Annotated in this window: 18 protein-coding genes; 4 read left to right on the top strand and 14 right to left on the bottom strand. The window is 62.2% G+C overall.

Annotated features, from left to right (window positions below; all coding sequences use genetic code 11):
* Positions 1–64 precede the first annotated feature (64 nt).
* From C8K58_RS08755 to C8K58_RS08695, 12 genes are all read right to left on the bottom strand, one after another.
* Positions 65–2836 carry a hybrid sensor histidine kinase/response regulator gene (locus tag C8K58_RS08755; protein ID WP_027607753.1) on the bottom strand — a complete coding sequence of 924 codons (2772 nt, stop codon included), beginning with the start codon at positions 2834–2836 and terminating at the stop codon, positions 65–67.
* 102 nt (positions 2837–2938) lie between these two features.
* The gene (purD, locus tag C8K58_RS08750; protein ID WP_027607754.1) at positions 2939–4231 is read right to left on the bottom strand and encodes a phosphoribosylamine--glycine ligase; all 1293 of its coding nucleotides are present in this window, start codon (positions 4229–4231) and stop codon (positions 2939–2941) included.
* A 184-nt stretch (positions 4232–4415) separates the two neighbouring features.
* Positions 4416–6023, bottom strand: a complete 1608-nt coding sequence (gene purH, locus C8K58_RS08745; RefSeq protein WP_092358936.1) for a bifunctional phosphoribosylaminoimidazolecarboxamide formyltransferase/IMP cyclohydrolase — start codon at positions 6021–6023, stop codon at positions 4416–4418.
* A gap of 81 nt (positions 6024–6104) precedes the next feature.
* Positions 6105–6425 carry a DNA-binding transcriptional regulator Fis gene (gene fis / locus C8K58_RS08740; RefSeq protein ID WP_002555375.1) on the bottom strand — a complete coding sequence of 107 codons (321 nt, stop codon included), beginning with the start codon at positions 6423–6425 and terminating at the stop codon, positions 6105–6107.
* Complete coding sequence (gene dusB, locus C8K58_RS08735; protein WP_027607756.1) at positions 6422–7435, bottom strand: tRNA dihydrouridine synthase DusB; 1014 nt, start codon at positions 7433–7435, stop codon at positions 6422–6424. The genes fis and dusB overlap by 4 nt, the downstream gene beginning before the upstream one ends.
* A 185-nt stretch (positions 7436–7620) precedes the next feature.
* Entirely contained in the window at positions 7621–8859 is a 1239-nt protein-coding gene (locus C8K58_RS08725; protein ID WP_027607757.1) for a DUF3426 domain-containing protein, read from the bottom strand.
* A 30-nt stretch (positions 8860–8889) separates the two neighbouring features.
* On the bottom strand, positions 8890–9768 hold the full coding sequence (prmA, locus tag C8K58_RS08720) for a 50S ribosomal protein L11 methyltransferase (protein WP_027607758.1): 879 nt from the start codon (positions 9766–9768) through the stop codon (positions 8890–8892).
* A gap of 281 nt (positions 9769–10049) precedes the next feature.
* A complete protein-coding gene (accC, locus tag C8K58_RS08715; RefSeq protein WP_027607998.1) occupies positions 10050–11411 on the bottom strand; it encodes an acetyl-CoA carboxylase biotin carboxylase subunit in 1362 nt (453 codons plus the stop codon).
* A gap of 17 nt (positions 11412–11428) precedes the next feature.
* Positions 11429–11890, bottom strand: coding sequence for an acetyl-CoA carboxylase biotin carboxyl carrier protein (gene accB / locus C8K58_RS08710; protein WP_027607997.1), 462 nt, complete (start codon positions 11888–11890; stop codon positions 11429–11431).
* A 24-nt stretch (positions 11891–11914) separates the two neighbouring features.
* Complete coding sequence (aroQ, locus tag C8K58_RS08705) at positions 11915–12370, bottom strand: type II 3-dehydroquinate dehydratase (protein ID WP_003171482.1); 456 nt, start codon at positions 12368–12370, stop codon at positions 11915–11917.
* Positions 12371–12677: 307 nt separating this feature from the next.
* A complete protein-coding gene (locus C8K58_RS08700) occupies positions 12678–14639 on the bottom strand; it encodes a methyl-accepting chemotaxis protein (RefSeq protein WP_108573604.1) in 1962 nt (653 codons plus the stop codon).
* Between the two features lie 53 nt (positions 14640–14692).
* Positions 14693–16363 carry a PleD family two-component system response regulator gene (locus C8K58_RS08695; RefSeq protein WP_027607995.1) on the bottom strand — a complete coding sequence of 557 codons (1671 nt, stop codon included), beginning with the start codon at positions 16361–16363 and terminating at the stop codon, positions 14693–14695.
* A 389-nt stretch (positions 16364–16752) separates the two neighbouring features.
* Between C8K58_RS08695 and C8K58_RS08690 the strand changes: the two genes are divergently transcribed.
* The 4 genes from C8K58_RS08690 (at position 16753) to speA (ending at position 20879) form a co-directional block, all read left to right on the top strand.
* Positions 16753–17730 (top strand): DUF2333 family protein, encoded by a 978-nt coding sequence (locus C8K58_RS08690; protein ID WP_370671257.1) that lies wholly within the window; start codon positions 16753–16755, stop codon positions 17728–17730.
* 2 nt (positions 17731–17732) lie between these two features.
* Positions 17733–18269, top strand: a complete 537-nt coding sequence (locus tag C8K58_RS08685) for an NUDIX hydrolase (RefSeq protein WP_027607993.1) — start codon at positions 17733–17735, stop codon at positions 18267–18269.
* A 181-nt stretch (positions 18270–18450) separates the two neighbouring features.
* Entirely contained in the window at positions 18451–18822 is a 372-nt protein-coding gene (locus tag C8K58_RS08680; protein ID WP_027607992.1) for a translation initiation factor Sui1, read from the top strand.
* A gap of 143 nt (positions 18823–18965) precedes the next feature.
* On the top strand, positions 18966–20879 hold the full coding sequence (gene speA / locus C8K58_RS08675; RefSeq protein ID WP_027607991.1) for an arginine decarboxylase: 1914 nt from the start codon (positions 18966–18968) through the stop codon (positions 20877–20879).
* 52 nt (positions 20880–20931) lie between these two features.
* Here the strand turns inward: speA and C8K58_RS08670 are convergent, their stop codons facing one another.
* Both C8K58_RS08670 and C8K58_RS08665 read right to left on the bottom strand, forming a co-directional pair.
* Complete coding sequence (locus tag C8K58_RS08670) at positions 20932–21243, bottom strand: hypothetical protein (RefSeq protein WP_027607990.1); 312 nt, start codon at positions 21241–21243, stop codon at positions 20932–20934.
* A gap of 95 nt (positions 21244–21338) precedes the next feature.
* The gene (locus C8K58_RS08665) at positions 21339–22688 is read right to left on the bottom strand and encodes an MATE family efflux transporter (RefSeq protein ID WP_027607989.1); all 1350 of its coding nucleotides are present in this window, start codon (positions 22686–22688) and stop codon (positions 21339–21341) included.
* Positions 22689–22763: the final 75 nt, after the last annotated feature.

Genomic DNA, 22763 nt, shown 5'->3' with positions numbered 1-22763 from the left:
GTCAGTTACAGTGTTCGCTCTTGACTGAAGCAAGCCCCTACCCAGATTGGAATTGCATTTAAAGTCAGGACGGGGCGTGTTCAGGCCGTTGTTGACGCTGCGCCACCCAGAACTCCACCAACTCACGCAATTGTGATAACTCCACCGGCTTGGCCATGTGCCCGTCCATCCCCGCCTGGCGTGCGCGCTCTTTGTGCTCCGAGAGGATATGCGCCGTGAGCGCTACCACGGGGGTACGAATGCGCTGGTGGCTGACTTCCCACGCCCGCAGTTGCTGGGTGGCCGAGAAACCATCGAGAACCGGCATCTCACAGTCCATCAACACCAGGTCATAACGCTGGGCCTTCATCGCCTCGAGGGCTTCCTCACCGTTGCTGGCGGTATCCGGGTCGAGGTTGAGCTTGCCGAGCATGCCGCGAATCACTTTGGTGGAGATGCTGTTGTCTTCGGCCACCAGGATCCTGAAGTCGCTGGGCACGGTCACCGCCGCCGGGACGCTGAGGGGCGGACGGGGCTGCACGCCACCTTTGCTGCGTTGGGTCAACTCGTCGGCCAGGGTGGTCTTGAGGGTGTAACCGGCAACCGGCTTGGCGAGGATGCGCTTGATCCCGCAGTTACGCGCGATGATCTTGCTCGGCGCATTGCTGATGCCGGTGAGCATGATCAGCAGGATGTCGTGGTTCAGGCTCGGGTCTTCCTTGATCTTCGCCGCCAGTTGCATGCCGGTCATGCCGGGCATGTTCTGGTCCAGCAGCACCACATCGAAGTAATCGCGCAGGTGCGCCTTGGTCCGCAGCAACGCCAAGGCCTCTTTACCCGACGGCACGGCGCTGACATTCAGGCCCCAGGCCGAGCATTGCTGCACCAGCACTTTGCGGCACGTATCGTTGTCGTCCACCACCAGCACGCGCGCGCCTTTGAGCGGGCCGTCGAGGTCGGAGGTGGGGTGTTCCAGGCGTTCCGGGTCCAGCGGCAGCGTCAGCCATAGCGTGCTGCCCTGATGGCTGCCGCTCTTGATGCCGAACTCACCGTTCATCAACAGGATCAACTGGCGCGCGATCACCAGGCCCAGGTGGCCGCTCAAGCGGGTGGCCGAGAGGAAGTTCTTGCTGTGCAGCTCGCTGTGCAGCAGGGCCTCGCGTTCAGCGGCTTCCATTGGCAGGCCGCTGTCCTGCACGGCAATGCGCAGGCGCGGCTTGGTGCTGCGGTCGTCCAGGGCGACGACGATCAGCACTTCGCCTTCGTCGGTTTTGTGCAGGGCGTTTTCCAGCAGGCTCAGCAGCGCCTGGCGCAGGCGGGTCGGATCGCCGCTGATGACGCGGGGTACCTGGGGCTGGATGAAGCTGATCAACTCGACGTTCTGCTGCTCGGCCTTGGCGCGGAAGATGCTCAGGCAGTCTTCGATCAGCGCATTGAGGTCGAATTGCACGTCATCCAGCTCGATCTGCCCGGATTCGAGCTTGGAGATGTCGAGGATCTCGTTGATCAATGTCAGCAGCTCGTTACCGGCGCTGTGGATGGTTTGTACGTAGTCGCGCTGCTTCACCGACAGTGGCGTGCCCAGCAGCAGTTCGGTCATGCCCAGCACGCCGTTCATGGGGGTGCGGATTTCGTGGCTGATCTTGGCCAGGAATTCGGCCTTGGCGGCGATCTCGGCATTGCTGGCGGCCAGGTCGCGGCTGAGGCTGAAGCGGGCCTCGACAATCGCACGCTGGCGCTCGCCCAGGGCCAGGCTCATCAACAGGCCGCTCAGGCAGATGAAGGCCAGCAATGTGACGATCAAACCCTGGGGCGACACCATCGTCAGCCCCAGCAACGCCGGGAGAATGATCAGCGTACCAATGTTGAACACCACCATGCCCGCCACGAACAAGCGCGCCGGGCGATAGCCCTTCTGCCAGTGATACGCCGAGACAAACAGCATGCTCAGGCCCGCCAGGGCCACCAGCGCGTAGGTGATGATGTTCAGCGGCAGGGTACTGACGAACAACAGCAGCAGGCCGCACAGCACGATAAACAGGATGTCGGCCATCAACAGCTTGTTCAGCGGGTGCGGACCCAGGGGCATGAAGAAGCGATAGGCAAACATCAGCCCGCAGGGCGCGGTCAGCAGCAGGGCCAGGTAGGCGCCCGGGGTCTGGACCGCGTGCCAGTTCGGCAGCCATGGGCCTACCAGGTTGAGCAGCAGCGCCAGGCTGAGCATCAGCAGCAGTTCGCAGGCCGCCAGCCACAGGCTGCTGCGCGAGCGGTGGTAAGCGAAGCGCGTGAGGTTGTGCAGGATCAGCATCAGCAGGCAGCCGAACAGCAGGCCGTAGATCAATGTCTGGGTCTGGTCGGCGGCGGCCAGCACGGCCGGTTCCAGGGTGATATAGGGGCGCAGTTCGTGCTCGGAAACCAGGCGCAGGTAGACGTCGAGGGTCTGTTGGCTCTGGGGCATCGGCAGCATGAAATCGTTGCTGGGCAGCGGGCGTTCCGCCTGGGGCTGGCGGTTACCGCTGCTTTGTTGCTCGATCAGGGTGTCGCCGTCCAGCACATAGAGGCTCAGGTGCGCCAGGTCCGGGGCGAATACCCGCAGCACCTGCTCGTGCTTGCCGGGTTGCAGCTTGAAACGTACCCACAACGCACCGTCCGGTTCCGCGGCGGTAATGCGGTCCAGTTCGATGGGGCTGAATTGATTGGTGTAGCGCGAGGAGCGGATGTCGCTCAGCTGCAGGTCGGCCTGTTCATCAAGCAATACTGCCCAGCCACTGCCTTGCGCGGCGGCCTGGGCCGGGAACAGGCAGAGCAGCGTCAGCAGACTGACAGTGAAACCTATGGCGATCCTGAGCCAGCGCACGGCGAAATCCCTTCGTAGGTTGATGCACGGTTAACTATGCGCGGGGAGGCCTGTATACGGCAAGGGCCAGAAGCCCTTGCCTAACCGAACGGATAGCTAGCGTTACAGGCTTTCGCCACGTTCACGGGCAATGGCGCGGTAGCCGATGTCCGTGCGGTAGAAGCAGCCTTTCCAGTCGATTTTTGCAGCCAGCTTGTACGCCTGTTGCTGTGCGGCGTCGACGCTGGCACCCATGGCGGTGGCGCACAGCACACGGCCTCCGGCGGTCACGACCTTGCCGTCCTTGAGCGCGGTGCCCGCATGGAACACCTTGCCTTCCAGGGTAGCAGCCGCGTCCAGGCCTTCAATCACATCGCCCTTGGCGTAGTCGGCCGGGTAACCACCGGCGGCCAGCACAATGCCGACGCTCGGACGTGGATCCCACTGCGCTTCAACCTTGTCCAGGGCCTGGGCCAGCGCGGCTTCCACCAGCAGCACCAGGCTCGATTGCAGGCGCAGCATCACCGGTTGGGTTTCCGGGTCGCCGAAGCGGCAGTTGAACTCGATGACTTTCGGGTTGCCGGCTTTGTCGATCATCAGGCCGGCGTAGAGGAAACCGGTGTACACATTGCCTTCATCGGCCATGCCACGCACGGTCGGCCAGATCACCAGGTCCATCACGCGCTGGTGCACCTCGGCGGTCACCACCGGGGCAGGGGAGTAGGCACCCATGCCGCCGGTGTTCGGGCCAGTGTCGGCGTCGCCGACGCGTTTGTGGTCCTGGCTGGTGGCCATCGGCAGCACGTTCTTGCCGTCGACCATCACGATAAAGCTGGCTTCTTCGCCGTCGAGGAATTCCTCGATGACGACGCGCGAACCCGCGTCACCAAAGGCGTTACCGGCGAGCATGTCACGCACGGCGTCTTCGGCTTCCTGCAGGGTCATGGCGACGATCACGCCTTTACCGGCGGCCAGGCCGTCGGCCTTGATCACGATCGGCGCACCTTTTTCACGCAGGTAGGCCAGGGCGGGCTCGATCTCGGTGAAGTTCTGGTAGTCGGCCGTCGGGATCTTGTGGCGCGCCAGGAAATCCTTGGTGAAGGCTTTCGAGCCTTCCAGCTGGGCCGCGCCGGCGGTTGGGCCGAAGCAATCCAGGCCGCGGCTGCGGAACAGGTCTACGACACCGGCAACCAATGGCACTTCCGGACCGACGATGGTCAGGGAGACGTTTTTCTCGGCGAAGTCGGCCAGTTGCTCAAGGGCCAGTACGTCGATGGCGACGTTTTCGCACTTGGCTTCGATGGCGGTACCGGCGTTGCCGGGGGCGACGAAGACTTTCTGGACCCGTGGGTCCTGGGCAACTTTCCAGGCCAGGGCGTGTTCACGGCCACCGCTGCCAATGATCAAAACATTCATTTCAAAAACCTCAAATTCTGTAGGCGCTGCACGAGCGCTTTAATGTGGAGCCGGACTCTTGTGGCGAGGGCGCTTGCTCCCGTTCGACAGCGCAGCTGGAGCCCGCTTTTGGGGGCGCTTCGCACCCCAGCGGGAGCAAGCTCCCTCGCCACAAAACCGGCTGCCACATTTCGCTCGAGTTGGATCAGTGACGGAAGTGGCGCATGCCGGTGAAGACCATGGCAATGCCGGCTTCATCGGCAGCGGCGATCACCTCGGCATCACGCATCGAGCCGCCCGGTTGGATCACGGCAGTCACGCCGGCTTTCGCGGCGTTGTCCAGGCCATCACGGAACGGGAAGAATGCATCCGATGCCATCACCGAGCCGGCCACCTGCAAACCGGCGTGCTCGGCCTTGATCGCGGCGATACGCGCCGAGTTCACGCGGCTCATCTGGCCAGCGCCGACACCGATGGTCTGGCGGTTCTTGGCGTAGACGATGGCGTTGGATTTAACGTACTTGGCCACTTTCCAGGCGAAGATCAGGTCGTTGATCTCTTGCTCGGTCGGGGCGCGCTTGGTCACTACCTTGAGGTCTGCGCTGCCGATCATGCCGATGTCGCGGCTCTGTACCAGCAGGCCGCCGTTGACGCGCTTGTAGTCCCAGGCAGCGGCACGTTCAGCCGACCACTCGCCGCAGGCCAGCAGGCGCACGTTGGCTTTGGCCGCCACGATGGCGCGGGCTTCTTCGCTCACGGAAGGGGCGATGATCACTTCGACGAACTGACGCTCGACGATGGCCTTGGCCGTCTCTGCATCCAGTTCACGGTTGAACGCGATGATGCCGCCGAACGCGGATTCGGTGTCGGTGGCGTAGGCCAGTTCGTACGCCTGGCGAATGCCACCTTCAGCGTCCGGGCTCACGGCCACGCCGCACGGGTTGGCGTGCTTGACGATCACGCAGGCCGGCTTGACGAAGCTCTTCACGCATTCCAGAGCGGCGTCGGTGTCGGCCACGTTGTTGTAGGACAGTTCTTTGCCTTGCAGTTGGGTCGCAGTGGCGATGCCCACTTCGGCAGGCTTGGCTTCCACGTAGAACGCCGCGCTCTGGTGCGGGTTCTCGCCGTAGCGCATTTCCTGGGCCTTGATGAACTGGCTGTTGAAGGTGCGCGGGAACTGGCTGCGGCCTTCTGTGCTCAGGGTGTCGGCGGCCTGGTTCACGGTGCCCATGTAGTTGGCGATCATGCCGTCATAGGCGGCGGTGTGTTCGAACGCCTTGAGCATCAGGTCGAACCGCTGGGCGTAGGTCAGGCCGCCGGCTTTCAGGCTTTCCAGCACGTGGGCGTAGTCGCTGGCGTTGACCACGATGGCCACGTCTTTGTGGTTCTTGGCCGCCGAGCGAACCATGGTCGGGCCGCCGATATCGATGTTTTCGATGGCGGTCGGCAGGTCGCAGCCCGGCTTGTTGATGGTGGCTTCGAACGGGTAGAGGTTGACGGCCACCAGGTCGATCGGCTTGATGCCGTGCTCGGTCATGATGGCGTCGTCGATGCCGCGACGGCCGAGGATGCCTCCGTGGATTTTCGGGTGCAGGGTCTTGACGCGACCGTCCATCATTTCTGCGAAACCGGTGTAGTCCGCCACTTCCACTGCGGCCACGCCGTTGTCCCGCAGCAGCTTGAAGGTCCCGCCCGTGGAGAGGATTTCCACGCCCAGGGCTTCCAGCTCCCGGGCAAATTCGAGGATCCCGGTCTTGTCGGAGACACTGATCAAGGCGCGGCGGATCGGCAGGCGGGTAGTCTGGTCGGTCATTTCAATTTCCATCAAAAGCAAAGGAGTCAGCAAAAAAGGCGACCGGTTTTACGCGGGCGCCTTTCTGGTTTGATTGAATGCTTACAGCAAATCGTATTGCTTGAGCTTTTTGCGCAAGGTGCCACGGTTGAGGCCCAGCAGCTCACTGGCTTTGGTCTGGTTGCCCTTGACGTAGTTCATCACGCTTTCGAGCAGGGGCGCCTCGACTTCGGAGAGCACCAGGTTGTACACGTCCGTGACGGAAGCGCCCTCAAGGTGGGCGAAATAATTATGCAGCGCCTTCTCGACACTCCCGCGAAGGGTCTGGCCTTCTTCGCTCGGCGTGTTGAGGTGCTGTTTCAAATTGACGTTGTCGCTCACGGGTGTTGTTCCACTCACTAAAGTCTCGGTCATCATCGTCATGCGGCCACCCATTCTCCGTCCCCTGCTCTCAGGCTCTTGTCTCGTTCGGCAAAAAACTCACGAACGGCGGTGACCTGTGCTTGCGTTTCATCCAAACGATTGAACCCGGCGCGAAACTCCCTGGCGCCTGGCAGGGTTGCGAGATACCAACCCACATGCTTGCGAGCAATACGCACGCCCATCACCTCTCCATAGAAGGTGTGAAGTGCAGCCAGATGCTCTAGCAGAATACGTTCCACCTCGACCAGTTCCGGCGCCGGCAGGACTTCACCCGTACGCAGGAAATGCTCGACCTCACGAAAAATCCACGGCCGCCCCTGGGCGGCCCGGCCAATCAACACACCATCGGCACCGGTGGCGTGCAGCACGCGCCGGGCTTTTTCGGCCGAGTCGATGTCGCCATTGGCAAATACCGGCATCGACACCGCCTGCTTGATCGCGGCGATGGTGTCGTACTCGGCTTCACCGGTGTAAAGGTCGGCGCGGGTGCGACCATGCACCGCCAGCGCTGTAATGCCTGCCTGTTCGGCGATCTTCGCCACCGTCAGGCCGTTCTTGTTGTCCCGGTCCCAACCGGTACGAATCTTCAGGGTCACCGGCACATCCACTGCGGCAACAACGGCCTGCAGGATCTCGGCAACCAACTGCTCATCTTTCAACAGCGCGGAACCGGCGGCCTTGTTGCAGACCTTCTTGGCCGGGCAGCCCATGTTGATATCGATGATCTGTGCGCCCAACTCCACGTTGGCCCGGGCTGCATCCGCCAGCATCTGCGCATCACCGCCGGCGATCTGGACCGAGCGGGGCTCGGGATCACCTTCGTGGATCATGCGCATCCGCGATTTGCGGGTGTTCCACAAGCTCATGTCGCTGGTGACCATTTCCGAGACTACTAGACCCGCGCCCAAACGCTTGCACAGCTGACGAAAGGGCTGGTCGGTGACGCCCGCCATCGGGGCGAGAATCAAGCCATTCTGCAATGTATATGGGCCGATGCGTACCGCCGACATAGGACTTCCCTGTTGTGGGGCCGGATCATTAGAGTTCGAAAAAGGGTTGGCATGATACCCGCTCTCGATGACTGGATAAAGGCTGAATTGGATAAAATCTGAACAGTTATTTCTTTATCGCCGCCGGTTTGGATGGGCGGGGCCCAGTCAATACTCCACCGTCAAGCGACGGTGTGTAGGCCGATTCACTCGGGCGAGTGGAAGCTCAGGCTGTAATTCACGGCTTTATTGCCCGGATCGAGGATATCCAGGGAGATATGGATCGGGGTCTGTGATGGCATTTCGCTCACCCCGGCCAATTCGCCGCTCAGGTATTCGGCGGGCTTGAAGCGACGACTGGCAATCAGGTTGCCGTTGAGGTCGGCGAAACGCAGTTCCAGCAGCGGAAAGGGCTGGGAGAACGTCGCGCGGTTATAGATGATCGCATCCACCACCAGCGCCCCGGCGAACTCCGGGTGGCTGCGTACCACCAGGTTACTGCTCTTGATATGGGCGATATCGACCCGCGACGGCACCGTGCAGCCCAGTGTCGGGCACAGTTGCTGGAACCACGGGCGGTAAGCGTCCTGGCGGGCCAGATCGTCGAACTGATAGGCAATGTACTGCGCGGCCAGGCCGGCGGCGGCGATCAGTACCAGCAGCATCCAGATCAGGCGACGGCCCAGGCCCTGCGGGCGTTTTTGCGCGTACAGGTGCAGAGGGTCGTCTTCCAGGTCCTGGAGCAGGTCGTCATGGACGCCGGCCTCGGGGCGTGGGCGCTTGCGACGGGGTTGCGCGCGCTCTTCGGGCTCCGCTTCATCCGCTGCCGCTGTCAGGGGCGTGAACGGAGGGTCGATGTGTTCATCTTCCGGGGTTGAGCGCAGCGCGGGCTCATCGTCGAGGTGCAACGACATGGAGGGCTCGGTGCGCTGCCGGGTCGCAGTGGCTTTGGTCGGTTCAGGTTCGTCTTCGGCGGCGGAGGCGCGTTCTTCAGGCGGTTCGCTGAACAGGCTGGCGGCCCATTTTTCTTCTTCGGCCTTGACGGTTTCGCGGCTGGCGCTGAGGGCGTCTTCTTTCTGCCGACGGTCGGCACCGGGCTGGCGGCGTTCCGCGCCCACGGGCAGTGTGTGCTGAATCTCGCGGCGTTCCAGCTTGGCCAGTTCCTGGTCCAGGTCCAGGTTGTCCAGGTCCAGCTCTTCGGCGCTCCATTGCTTCTGGCTGATTGCCCGCTGTGGCTCAGGCGCGGCTTCGCGCACGGGCTCGATCGTGGTCGGCTGCTCCGGCGCAGGCGCCTGGGCGCGCTGCTCCAGCAGCTGGCGGGCAGCGTTGAAGACTTGCAGGCACGAGCCGCAGCGAACCACGCCGCGAGCCACGCTCAATTGGGCGTGGTTGACGCGAAAGCGGGTTTGGCAATGCGGGCACTGGGTGACGAAACTGTCGGTCATGCGGCCATCCGATTCAGGCAAGCGCTCATTCTAGCGCCGACGTCCGCTGATGCGTACCCAGCCATCACGGTTAGCGATCGGATCCAACTCGAAATCCTTGGCGTAGGCGGCGGCGACATCTTCGCCCTGCTCGGCGAGGATGCCCGACAGCGCCAGGCGCCCGCCCGGCTTGACCAGGCTCGACAGTTGCGGCGCCAGGGACACCAGCGGGCCGGCGAGGATATTGGCGACCAGCACGTCGGCCTGCACCTGGGGCAAATCCTGCGGCAGGTAGAGCGGGAATTTGCCTTCAGGAATGTTGTTGCGCCCGGCGTTATCCCGGGACGCTTCCAGGGCCTGCACGTCGATGTCGGTGCCCACGGCTTCCTTGGCGCCCAGCAACAGGGCGGCAATCGCCAGGATCCCCGAGCCGCAGCCGAAATCCAGCACGTGGCTGTCCGTCAGGTCCTGGCCGTCCAGCCACTCCAGGCACAACGCGGTGGTGGGGTGGGTGCCGGTGCCGAATGCCAGGCCCGGATCCAGCAGCAGGTTGACCGCGTTCGGCTCCGGGGCGGCATGCCAGCTCGGCACGATCCACAGGCGCTGGCCGAAGCGCATCGGCTGGAAGTTGTCCATCCAGCTGCGTTCCCAGTCCTGGTCTTCGATGATTTCGCTGTGATGCTCGGGCAACGGGCTGCCGGTGAGCAATTCCATATGGGCCAGTACGGCGGCGGCGTCGGTGCCGTCTTCGAACAGGGCCAGCAGATGGGTGTGGGACCACAGCGGGGTGGTATTCAGCTCGGGTTCGAAGATCGGCTGGTCTTCGGCGTCCATGAAGGTCACCGAGACGGCGCCCACTTCGAGGAACGCGTCTTCGTAGGTTTCGGCTTGTTCTGGGCTGATGGCGAGACGGACTTGCAGCCAAGGCATGGCGGGCACCTTTGAAAAAAATGAGTGTGCAGCGGGGTAGGCTGCGAAAGCGCGCAAGTTTACGCGAGCGGCGGGCAGAAGACGACACTACTGACTGCACGCCGGTCAAATGTGGGAGGGGGCTTGCCCCCGATTGCAGTGTGTCAGTCTCAGCATCTGTAACTGATCCACCGCCATCGGGGGCAAGCCCCCTCCCACATTTTGACGGTGTACATCTTCAAAAAAGTAGAGGGCCCACAAACAACAAAGCCGCCCGAAGGCGGCTTTGTTGGGTGGAGCACTTACTGGTTGGCCAGCTTGTGTTCCAGGTAGTGAATGTTCACACCACCCTCGCAGAAGCCTTCATCGCGAACCAGGTCCCGGTGCAGCGGGATGTTGGTCTTGATGCCGTCGACCACGATTTCGTCCAGGGCATTGCGCATACGGGCCATGGCCTCGTCGCGGGTCGCGCCCCAGGTGATCAGCTTGCCGATCAGCGAGTCGTAGTTGGACGGAACCTTGTAACCGCTGTACAGGTGCGAATCCACACGTACGCCGTTGCCGCCGGGCGCGTGGAAATGCTTGACCAGGCCAGGGCTTGGGATAAAGGTCTTCGGGTCTTCGGCGTTGATCCGGCACTCCAGGGAGTGACCGTGGATCTTCACGTCGTCCTGGGTGAAGGACAGCACGTTGCCGGCGGCGATGCTGAGCATCTCCTTGACGATGTCGATACCGGTGACCATCTCCGACACCGGGTGCTCTACCTGCACACGAGTGTTCATCTCGATGAAGTAGAAACGGCCGTTCTCGTAGAGGAACTCAAAGGTACCGGCGCCACGGTAGTTGATGTCGATGCACGCCTTGACGCAGCGAGCCAGGACTTCCTGACGCGCTTTTTCATCCAGGCCCGGTGCCGGGGCTTCTTCCAACACCTTCTGGTGACGACGTTGCAGCGAGCAATCGCGGTCGCCCAGGTGGATGGCGTGGCCCTGGCCGTCGGACAGTACCTGCACTTCCACGTGACGTGGGTTGGTCAGGTACTTCTCCAGGTAGACCATCGGGTTGCCGAACCAGGCAGCCGCTTCGGAGCGAGTCTGCTTGGCCGCTTCGATCAGTTCTTCTTCCTTGTGCACCACGCGCATGCCGCGACCACCACCGCCACCGGCGGCCTTGATGATCACCGGGTAGCCGACTTCGCGACCAATGCGCAGTGCGGTTTCCTCGTCTTCAGGCAGTGGGCCGTCGGAGCCCGGAACGGTTGGCACGCCGGCCGCGATCATGGCGTCCTTGGCCGAGACCTTGTCGCCCATCAGGCGAATGGTTTCGGCTTTCGGGCCGATGAAGGCAAACCCGGATTTTTCCACCTGTTCGGCGAAATCGGCGTTTTCCGCGAGGAAGCCGTAGCCCGGGTGGATGCCATCAGCGCCGGTCACTTCAGCGGCGGCGATGATGTTCGAGACTTTCAGGTACGAGTTCGTGGCCAGTGGCGGGCCGATGCAGATGCTCTCGTCCGCCAGTTTCACGTGCATCAATTCGGTATCGGCCGTCGAGTAAACAGCGACGGTCTTGATGCCCTCTTCCTTACAGGCGCGCAGGATACGCAGCGCGATCTCGCCGCGGTTGGCGATCAGGACTTTTTGCAGTTTCTTCGCAGGTTTCAACATCGAAGGCGCTCCGCGGTTCAAACGATGGTGAACAGCGGCTGGTCGTACTCAACCGGCTGACCGTTTTCTACCAGGATGGATTCGATGACGCCGGCTTTTTCGGCCGTGATGTGGTTCATCATCTTCATCGCTTCAACGATGCAGATGGTGTCGCCCACTTTCACGGTCTTGCCCACTTCAACGAAGGCTGGCGAGGTCGGTGCCGGGGTGCGGTAGAACGTACCGACCATTGGCGACTTGACCACGAAACCGTTCAGCGCAGGGGCTGCCGGTGCGGCAGGTGCGGCGGCAGCAGCAGGCGCGGCGGCCGGAGCAGCAGCCGGTGCCGGTGCCTGCATCTGTGGTGCGTAGAACTGTTGGGCCGGGGTCTTGCTGTGGCGGCTGATCCGTACGGACTCTTCGCCTTCCTTGATTTCCAGCTCGTCGATACCGGATTCTTCCAGCAGTTCGATCAGTTTCTTAACTTTACGGATATCCATGAATCATCAACTCCCAAGGGTCGGTCAGGGGCGCTTGGCCTGTTCTTCAAGCTGTTCCAGGGCGGCCTCCAGGGCCAGTCGGTAACCGCTGGCGCCAAGGCCGCAGATCACTCCTACCGCAACGTCGGAGAAGTAGGAGTGATGGCGGAAAGGTTCGCGTTTGTGCACGTTCGATAAATGCACTTCGATGAATGGGATGCTCACCGCCAGCAGCGCGTCACGTAATGCAACACTTGTGTGCGTAAAAGCGGCGGGATTGATCAGGATAAAGTCCACGCCTTCGCCACGGGCAGCATGGATGCGATCAATCAATTCATACTCGGCATTGCTTTGCAGGTAGAGCAAATGGTGGCCGGCTTCACGTGCCCGTCGTTCCAGGTCAAGGTTGATCTGATCGAGGGTCACTGCCCCGTAGACGCCCGGTTCACGGGTGCCGAGCAGGTTCAGGTTGGGTCCGTGAAGAACCAGTAAGGTCGCCATCGGCTGTTCCTTGTTATTGATGTGGGCAAGGCAGAACCCGGCGACTATGCCGCAAAGCCTTTGTGACTGTCCAGTTCTATGCAGTAGGCGGCACGATTAGCGAGGATTGCGCAAAATTTGTGACTGGTGGCTGGGATCCGGTCATTGGTAATACGCCCTTGAATACTGTGGAGATCAAATGTGGGAGGGGGCTTGCTCCCGATTGCAGTGTGTCAGTATCGACATCTGTAACTGATCCACCGCTATCGGGGGCAAGCCCCCTCCCACATTTTGATCTTCATTTGATTTTGGATCTTCATGGGGCGGGTCAGACACGGAACGCCTGCACAGCCGTATTGAGCTGCCCACCCAGCACCAGCAAATGCTCACCCTGGCTGCGGCCCTGGCCGATGCGCAGCAAATTATCCTCACCCAACTGATGAATCCGCTCGCTGTTGTCGCGAATCTCACTCACGGCGCCACTTTGCTGCGCCGTTACATCGGCAATCCGCACGGCGGTGTCGGAAATGGTCTGGATCGCGCCGACGATTTCATCCAGCGCGCCATCCGCCGCCTGGGCTTGCTGGGCGGTAGCCTCGGCGTGTTCAACCTGGGCGCGCATGCCCTGCACCGATTGGTGCGCAGCGGTTTGCAGGCCGGTGATCAGGCCCTGGATTTCGGCGGTGGCGCCAGCGGTGCGTTGGGCCAGGGTGCGCACTTCGTCGGCGACCACGGCAAAACCGCGTCCGGCTTCACCGGCGCGTGCGGCTTCGATGGCAGCGTTGAGCGCCAGCAGGTTGGTCTGGTCGGCAATCGAGCGAATCACGGTCAATACGCCGCCAATGGTGGCGGACTCCTCGGCAAGTTTCTCGATCATCTGCGCATTTTGCTGCACTTCACCCACCAGCGCGTGCAGGCCGGTCAGGCTCAGGCCGATCACGCGCTGGCCTTGCTCGACCGCCTGGCCCGCGCTGCGACTGGCGCCGGCCGCCTGGCTGGCATCACCGGCGACTTGCTGGATGGTGGCTTCCAGTTCGCCCAGGGAATCACGAATCTGCGCAGTATCCCCGGCCTGGCGTTCGGCGCCGTCGTGCAGGCCACTGCTCAGCTCGGCCAGGGCGCGGCTGCTGCCGGCCACTTCTTCGGCATTGCCACGGATGGTACCCACCAGATCCACCAGGTAGGCGCGTAAACGGTTGAGGGACGCTTCGATGTCGCGTAGTTCGCGGTTGGTCTTGCCCAAGGTGATCGGTTGGCTGAAGTTGCCCTCGCCCCAGATCGACAAGGCCGGGGCCAGGTTGGTCAGCACCCGCGCCAGGCGCCGCTGCAGGGTGTCGATCAACAGGGCGATCAGCAGAATCAGGCCGATCATCACGCCTTGCATCAGGCGCACTTCGCCCTGGATCTTGCCGTGTTGCGCACGCACCACCGGCTCCAGGCCGGCGATGGCCTGCTGAACGGCGGCGATTTTCAAGTGGGTGGCGGCGGCCAGGTCGGCACGCTGCTGGATCTGCGTGCGGGTGCGCTGGAGTTCGGCGGGGTAGCGGGCCAGCAGGCCGTTGAGTTCGCGCTTGAGGTCGACGCCGGTGTCCTGGGCTTCGGCTTTTGTGCTGTTTTCCAGGCCCATCAAGGCCGAAAAGTCATCGGTGTTGGATTCTGCGCTGGCCTTTACCCCGAGTAATGGCAGTTGCTCCAGCAGGTCGGCCTGGCTGCGCATATTGCCGACTTCGCGTTCCACATCGTCCGCCAGTTCCGCGCGGCCGCTGCTCACCAGTTTGTCGCGGGCCAGGGACAGCTTGTCCAGGTGCAGTGAGGCCGCCAGCAGCGGTGGCAGGTAGCGCGCGGCTTCGGCGCTGTTGACGCCCATAGCGTATTGGCTCAACTGCTCCAGGTTGGCGCCCAGCTCCCGCTCGGCTTGCAGCAACAAGGCTTGCGGGTCGCCGGCCAACTTACCGGCCGCCAGCAGGTCGGTCTTGCTGAAGGTGTCCAGGTCCACAAGGCTGGGGCGCAGGTTCTGTGCGAGGTCGGCGGGCAGTTCATCCAGGTGCTGCAACAGGCTTTCCAGGCTCTGGCTGGCGCTGCTCAAGCGCAATGCATCACCGCTGCCCAGGTAGTCGTCGATATTGCGCGCGGCCTGGTTCTGGAAGGCCTGTGACAGACCGAGGTAGCGTTCCATCAGCAAATAAGGCCGTTCCAGCGCTCGTTGCGACCACCACAGCGTCGCTCCAAGTGCCAGGCACACGGCCACCAGCAGGAGGGTATTGAGATTGGTCAGCAGCTTCAGGCGCATGCGGGGTATCAACCGACAGCAAAAGGTAAGTGCCTGAAGTTATTGCGTTTTCATTACAGGGTTATGACGGAATCAGTGGATTCTGGTGAAAAGGTGGCACTTTGCTTTGACGTGCGTGCCGCTTGCACGCGGTTACGCCCGGCGTCCTTGGCGCGGTACAGCGCCTCGTCGGCCTGGGCGGCCATCATCAGGCTGTCGGAGCCGTCACACAGCTCCACCACCCCGGCGCTGAAGGTGCACCACAAATCCTGCGGCTGCGCCGGGTAGTGAATCTCGGCAAAGCGCCCACGAATTTCATCCAGTACCTTGCAGGCCGAGTCCAGGTCGGTGTCGGGCATCACGATGGCGAATTCTTCACCGCCGTAGCGGCCGATGTAATCGGTCTTGCGCAGGCGTTGCTTGAGAAACAGCGCCAGGCTCTTGATCACGCGGTCGCCCATGGGGTGGCCATGGCTGTCATTGACCCGCTTGAAGTGATCGATGTCGAGCATGGCAAAGCTCAACGGTTTGTTCTCGCGGCGCGCGCGGAAACTGCAGTCTTCAAGCAATTGCAGGATATGGGTGTGGTTGTACAACCCGGTCAGGCTGTCGCGCACCATCCGCGCCTTGAGGTTGCGCGCACGGGCGGCGCGGTTGCGCACCGTGGTGATCAGGTGGCGCGGCTTGATCGGTTTGGTGAGGAAGTCGTCGCCGCCTTCGCTCATGGCGTCCAGCTGCTTGTCCAGGTCGTCTTCGGCCGACAGGTAGATGATCGGCACACTGACGTAACGGTCATTGTGGCGAATGACCTTGGCCAGTTCGGTGCCGGTACAGGCCGGCATGTACATGTCGAGGATGATCAGGTCGGGCTGGAAGTCTGCCAGTTCGGCCATGGCCTGGATCGGTTCGATCAAGGTACGGGTGACGATGCCGGCACTGTTGAGCAGACGCTCGGTGTGCAGCGCCTGGGCCCGCGAGTCATCGATGATCAGCACTTTGTACGGTTCGTACTGGGCGACGCAGGTCAGCACTTCGATCTTTTCCAGCAGGCTGGAGGCTTCCAGCGTGCCGGTGAGGAATTCCTGGCCGCCGGCGCGCACGGCGGCGAGGCGAGTGGGGGTGTCGGTTTCGTGCAGGCTGAAAAACAACAGCGGCAGCTTATGCTCCAGGCCTTCCTGGGCTTCGGCGGCGAGCTTGAGGCCCAGGCCGGTGCCGCAGAAATCCACGTCCATCACGATCGCTGACGGCAGGCGCTCGGCCAGGGACGCGCGAAACGCCGCGACGCTGTCCAGGGATTGGGCGCTCATGCCAAAGAATTCCAGCTGCTTGGCCAGGCGCTCGGCGCGGTCATGATCGGCCAGCATCACGTAGATCGGCTTGCGCATCGGCGGCAGGAAGGTTTGTTCCAGCTGGTCGCCCTGGCGCAGGCCGGTGCGGGACAGGCGCTGCATCAAGCGGTTGAGTTCGGTGATCAGGTGGCTGCTCAGGCGCCCGCGGTTTTCGTCGACGGCCTTGAGCGATTCGCCGATGTGCCGGGCCAGTTGGCCGTGTTCGGGTTGTTCGAAGCGCTCGGCAAAGCGCTGCAGGCGCAGGTTGGCCTCGCTGAGTTCGGAGAGGTCGGCGCCTGACCATTCGCTGCGTTGCAGGCGCTGCCAGATCTCAAGAATTTGACGTGCCTGATGAATTACCCGCTGGGCAAAATGCTGCTTGAGACGCTCACGGCTGGGGTCTTCTGGCTCGGTCATATCCTGACTACTAGTGAGGGTGCATGCTGAGGTCGAACTGATGGCTCTATGCTAGCACCTCTTTCCAATGGGATGAGTGTCATATGTCAATTAACTGCGTGTCCCTGATATTCAGTTGGTGACCTGACGGTCGCGCAGCTTAAAAAGCGTGCATCCTTTATAGTCGAATGCCTGCCGTATGCACGTTTGGTGAAAAGCCCCGCATGGGCGGGCACGATGGGGTAGGGTTGTGGTCGGAGTGTTTGAACGCACGCCCTCAATTCAAGTGCATGAACTCAAGTGATTGAAAGGATATCGCCATGCTGGACTGGAAAAACCGTGCGGGCAGTGCCAAAGGCCCTGCCCCTGAGCCCAAGTCGGCCAACCGCAGCTATTTTCGTACCCTGCTGATGAGCCGAGCCGTGCTCAGCGTGCTCGGCCTGTATCTGTTGGTCACCGGCGCCCTGGGCTGGTACTGGAGCGAAGAGCCGGCGCTGTTCCCGGTCCAGCAGAATGCGCAGCTTGCCGCCGAGAAGGAAGGCAAGCAGATGGTGGTGGGCTATACCACCGTCGAAACCCTCAAGACCGTAGTCGGCACGTTGCTGAACAAGCCCGGTGGCTATATTTCCAACGACCGTTTCCCGCCGGGCCTGTGGATGGACAACATGCCCAGCTGGGAATACGGCGTGCTGGTGCAGGTGCGCGACCTGACCCGCGCCTTGCGTAAAGACTTCGCCCGCTCCCAGTCGCAGTCGGCCGAAGACGCCGATCTGGCCAAGGCCGAGCCGCGTTTCAACTTCGACAACAAGAGCTGGGTGCTGCCGTCCAGTGAGTCGGAGTACCAGGAAGGCATCAACTCCCTGAACCGCTATGAAGCGCGCCTGTCCGACCCGAATCAGCGTGGCGCCTTGTTCTATGCCCGTGCCGACAACCTGAACAACTGGCTGGGCGATGTGGCGACCCGCCTGGGCTCGCTGTCGCAACGCCTGTCGGCCAGCGTGGGTCGGGTCAAATTGAACACCGCACTGAAAACCGAGGCCCTGGCGCCAGGTGAAGTGCCGCAGGTCGACGAAGAAGTGGTGGAAACCCCATGGATGCAGATCGATAACGTGTTCTACGAGGCCCGTGGCCAGGCCTGGGCGCTGTCCCACCTGTTGCGTGCCATCGAAGTCGACTTTGCCGACGTGCTGGCCAAGAAAAACGCCACCGTCAGCGTGCGCCAGATCATTCGTGAGCTGGAGGCTTCGCAAGAGCCGGTCTGGAGCCCGATGATCCTCAACGGCAGCGGTTTCGGCGTGTTGGCTAACCATTCGCTGGTCATGGCCAACTACATTTCCCGGGCCAACGCGGCGGTGATCGATTTGCGTCAACTGCTCAACCAGGGTTGATGATGGACACAGCTCAAAACGAGGCCGCGCACCGTGCGGCCTCTGATGCCGAACTGATCTGCTGGGTCGACGAGCGGGACAACCTGCTCGGCCACCTCGTCAGGTCCGATTTGCGCCAGCGCGGCCTGATCGGCCGTTGCACCTTTATCTTCCTGTTCAATTCCAAGGGTGAGCTGTGCGTGCATCGGCGCACCCTGAGCAAGGCCCTGTACCCGGGTTTCTGGGATACGGCGGCGGGCGGGATGGTCGCGGCGGGCGAGTCCTACGCGTTATCGGCGGCCCGCGAGCTGGAAGAGGAACTGGGTGTCGGCGGGGTGGAACTGACCGAGCATGACCATTTCTACTTTGAGGATGGCAACAGCCGGCTCTGGTGCAAATCCTACTCGGCGACCTGGGATGGGCCATTGCGCCTGCAGCCTGAAGAAGTCATGGAAGCGCGCTTTTTGCCCGTGGAAACGGTCCTGCAGGAAGCCGAGCACAAGCCTTACTGCCCGGACGCCCAGGAGGGCTTGCGGCGCTATCTGGCCTCACGTCGCTAAAGCTGCATAAATTGGCGCCATTTGGCTCTTAGCAAGTGGGCTTTTTGCCGTTACACTGCGCGACTTTTCACCCGAACCGCCTTGGCGGGTCGGTAGCGCTGCCCCTGCCTGAGTGGGGCTTCGCGGTCGGTCGTTCCTTAGCGGAGGCCGATCAGTCTTTGTCCTCCCGAGAGGATTGCCGGTGGCCAAAAAAGCCGCATCCTTCGCCGCCCTCGGCGGCCTGGTATTTTCCACCGACGCAGGTCGACACTGCCCGGACTGTCGTCAGCCCGTGGATTCGTGTACCTGCAAACAGACCCTGATCCCCGAAGGCGACGGTATTGCCCGCGTGCGCCGCGAAAGCAAAGGCCGTGGCGGCAAGACGGTGACCACCATCACCGGCGTGCCGTTGGCCGAAGAGCCGCTCAAGGCACTGGCCACCACGCTGAAAAAGCGCTGTGGCACCGGTGGCGCGTTGAAAGACGGTGTCATCGAGATCCAGGGCGATCACGTCGAACTGCTGTTGGCCGAGCTGATCAGGCTGGGTTACAAGGCCAAGAAGTCCGGCGGCTGAGAGCCTCTTCCCAACCTGTGTCTAAACTCTGTCCTGCGAGTGGGGTCTACCTTGCTTACAGGCAAATCGTCATTTTCATTCTTTAGACTGCGCCAGCCTCGAACGCGAGGCGGCGCCTTCGCCTTCATTTATAGGGGACTTCGATGTCCGTACGACGCACACGCAAAGACGATGGCAGCCAATGGACAGTTGCGGACAGCCGCAGTGTTTACGGGATTCGCCATTGGGGGGCCGGGTATTTCGCGATCAATGATGCCGGTCGCGTTGAAGTCCGTCCGAACGGCCCGAACAGCACACCCGTCGACCTCTACGAGCAAGTGGACGAGCTGCGCAAGAGCGGCCTTTCCCTGCCGCTGCTGGTGCGTTTTCCCGACATCCTGCAAGACCGTGTACGCCAGCTGACCGGCGCTTTCGATGCCAACATCGAGCGCCTGGAGTACCAGAGCAAGTACACCGCGCTGTACCCGATCAAGGTGAACCAGCAGGAGGCGGTGATCGAGAACATCATCGCCACCCAGAACGTTTCCATCGGCCTCGAAGCCGGCTCCAAGCCTGAGCTGCTGGCCGTGCTGGCCCTGGCGCCGAAGGGCGGCACCATCGTCTGCAACGGTTACAAGGACCGCGAGTTCATCCGCCTGGCACTGATGGGCCAGAAGCTCGGCCACAACGTATTTATCGTGATCGAGAAAGAATCCGAGGTTGAACTGGTGATCGAAGAGGCCGCCAGCCTCAAGGTCAAGCCACAGGTGGGCCTGCGCGTGCGCCTGTCGTCCCTGGCGTCAAGCAAGTGGGCGGACACCGGTGGCGAGAAGTCCAAGTTCGGGTTGTCGGCGGCGCAGCTGCTGTCGGTGGTCGAGCGCTTCCGCGCGGCGGGCCTGGACCAGGGCATCCGCCTGCTGCACTTCCACATGGGTTCGCAGATCGCCAACCTGGCCGACTACCAGCATGGGTTCAAGGAAGCCATTCGTTACTACGGCGAACTGCGCAACCTCGGCCTGCCGGTGGACCACATCGACGTGGGCGGCGGCCTGGGCGTGGACTACGACGGTACCCACTCGCGTAACGCCAGCTCGATCAACTACGACATGGACGACTACGCCGGTGTGGTCGTGGGCATGCTCAAGGAATTCTGCGACGCCCAGAGCCTGCCGCACCCGAATATCTTCTCCGAAAGCGGCCGCTCCCTGACCGCCCACCACGCCATGCTGGTGGTGCAGGTCACCGACGTCGAGAAGCATAACGACGAAATCCCGGTCATCGAAAACAAGGAAAGCCTGCCGGAAACCGTGCAATGGCTGGTGGACCTGCTCGGCCCGACCGATATCGAAATGGTCACCGAAACCTACTGGCGCGCCACTCACTACATGAGCGATGTGGCCACCCAGTATGCCGACGGCAAACTGACCCTGGCCGAGAAAGCCCTGGCCGAACAGTGCTACTTCGCCGTGTGCCGCCGCCTGCACAACTCGTTGAAAGCCCGCCAGCGCTCGCATCGCCAGGTGCTGGACGAACTCAACGACAAGCTGGCCGACAAGTACATCTGCAACTTCTCGGTGTTCCAGAGCCTGCCGGACACCTGGGCCATCGGCCAGGTACTGCCGATCCTGCCGCTGCACCGTCTCGACGAAGAGCCGCTGCGCCGCGCCGTGCTGCAAGACCTGACCTGCGACTCCGACGGCAAGATCAAGCAGTACGTCGACGAGCAGAGCATCGAGACCAGCCTGCCGGTGCACGCCTTGAATGAAGGCGAAGACTACCTGCTGGGCATCTTTCTGGTGGGCGCCTACCAGGAAATCCTTGGCGACATGCACAACCTGTTCGGTGACACCGACTCGGTGAACATCTACCAGCGCGAAGACGGTTCGGTGTACAGCGCCGGCATCGAGACCCACGACACCATCGAAGACATGCTGCGCTATGTGCACTTGTCGCCGGAGGAGTTGATGACTCACTACCGTGACAAGTGCGCCAGCGCGAAGATCAGTGCCAGTGAGCGTACGCAGTTCCTCGACGCCTTGCGTCTGGGCCTGACGCGTTCGTCCTACCTGTCGTCCTGATGCTGGGTTGAACGATGCGCGGGGATACCCGCGCGTCGTATCGGTGGGTGGTTCAGTACGTGACCAGGCAGAGCTTGACCGAGCATTGGCCTGGGTTGAACTGAAAGACAACCCGGTCAAGTTTGTCGGCACCGGTGGTGGTGGGCGCCACCGTGACATTTTGGCTGTTAAAGGGCAGTTCAATATTTGCACCTGGAGCGAGGGCGTGTCGCTCGGTTCCCTGGATGAGTGTCAGATTGGACTGGCTACTGTTTGTAACTCGCAGTCTGTCCTCGGTAGTGTTCGGCCCTTGCCCATTGCTGCATCCCGCGATGCTCGCCAGTGTGCAAGCCGTAGCGATCCACAGTGCTTTCGTGATGTTCATATCCGACTCTCCTTGAATCTATGGGATGGGTTTTACCCATGGCCATTCAACGCCCGGAATGTCGGTCTGTAACCTGTCAGAACTAACAGGTAGGTTCAGTCGGCACGGGCACCGAACCACTCCCCCCGCTGCTTGAGCCGCCAGGCAATGACCCCCAGGGTCAGGCTGCGCAAGGCCATGAACAGCAGGAATGTCATCCACAGCCCGTGGTTGCCCAGGCCTTGCAGTGCCCAGGCAAAGGGCAACACCATCAGCACCGTCAGCAACATGCCATTGCGCATTTCCTTGGCGCGCGTAGCGCCGATAAACAACCCATCCAACAGATAACTCCACACCGCAATCAACGGCAGTACCGCCAGGTACGGCAGGTAGAGATCGGCGGTTTCGCGCACGCTGGGGATATCGGTCTGCATGGCAATAAACAGGTGGCCGGCGAGGGTGAACAGTAGGGCAAACCCCAGACTGGCGATCAGCGACCAACCGCCGGCAACCACCAGCGAACGGCGCAGGGCCGGGCGGTCACGGGCGCCAATGGCGTGTCCGCACAGCGCCTCGACGGCGTGGGCCAAGCCGTCCAGCGCATGAGCGGTCAGCAGCAGGCCGTTGAGCAACAGCGCGTTGGCCGCCACGGTGGCATCGCCCAGGCGTGCGCCTTGTACCGTGATCATGAAAAACACCGACTGCAGCGCCAGGCTGCGGATAAAGATGTCGCGGTTCACCGCCAGCAACGGGCGCCAGCTTTGCCACCGTTTCAACGCAGCCCAGGCGATATGCCCGGGGTAGGCGCGCAGGGCTTTTTGCGTGAGAGCAAGGCCGAGGAGGGCGCCGGTCCATTCGGCGATCACCGATGCGCGGGCCGAGCCGACCACGCCCCAGTCCAGGCCCAATACGAACCACAGGTTCAGGGCGATGTTCACCAGGTTGGTGGTCAACAGGATTGCCAATGGCGCCCGGGCGTTTTGCGTGCCGAGAAACCAACCCACCAGCGCGTAGCTGGCCAGGGCGGCGGGCAGGCCGAACAGGCGGGTGTGGAAGAACTCGCGGGTCAATTGGTTGAGTTCGGGGGACGGTTGCATCCATTCCAGGGCCAGATGGCTCAGCGGAATGCCGACGGTCCCCAGCAACATCGCCAACCCCAGCGCCAGCAGCAAACCTTGCAGCAGGATCTGTCGCAGTGCCGCACCATCCTTGCGCCCGGCGGCCTGGGCGGCGAAACCGGTGGAACCCATGCGCAGAAAACCCATGGCCCAGGCGAGGAAGGTATACAAGCTGGCACCGACGGCCACGGCGCCCAGCTGGTGAGCGTGGGGCAGGTGGCCGATGACCATGCTGTCGACCAGTGCCACCATCGGCACGGAGATGTTCGAAAGAATCATCGGCGCGGCCAAAGCCCATACGCGGCGATGGGTAGGGCGGTCGCGCCAGTCGGTCAGTAAGGTGGACATGCAGGCTCCTTGGGGGAGCGGCATTGTAACCGTCCATTGGCAGCGCAACAGGGCCAATGTGGAATGGAGCCCTAT

Source organism: Pseudomonas sp. GV047, from assembly GCF_003058245.1.
GTDB lineage: Bacteria > Pseudomonadota > Gammaproteobacteria > Pseudomonadales > Pseudomonadaceae > Aquipseudomonas > Aquipseudomonas marginalis.
This window is presented reverse-complemented; position numbering and strand designations above follow the sequence as displayed.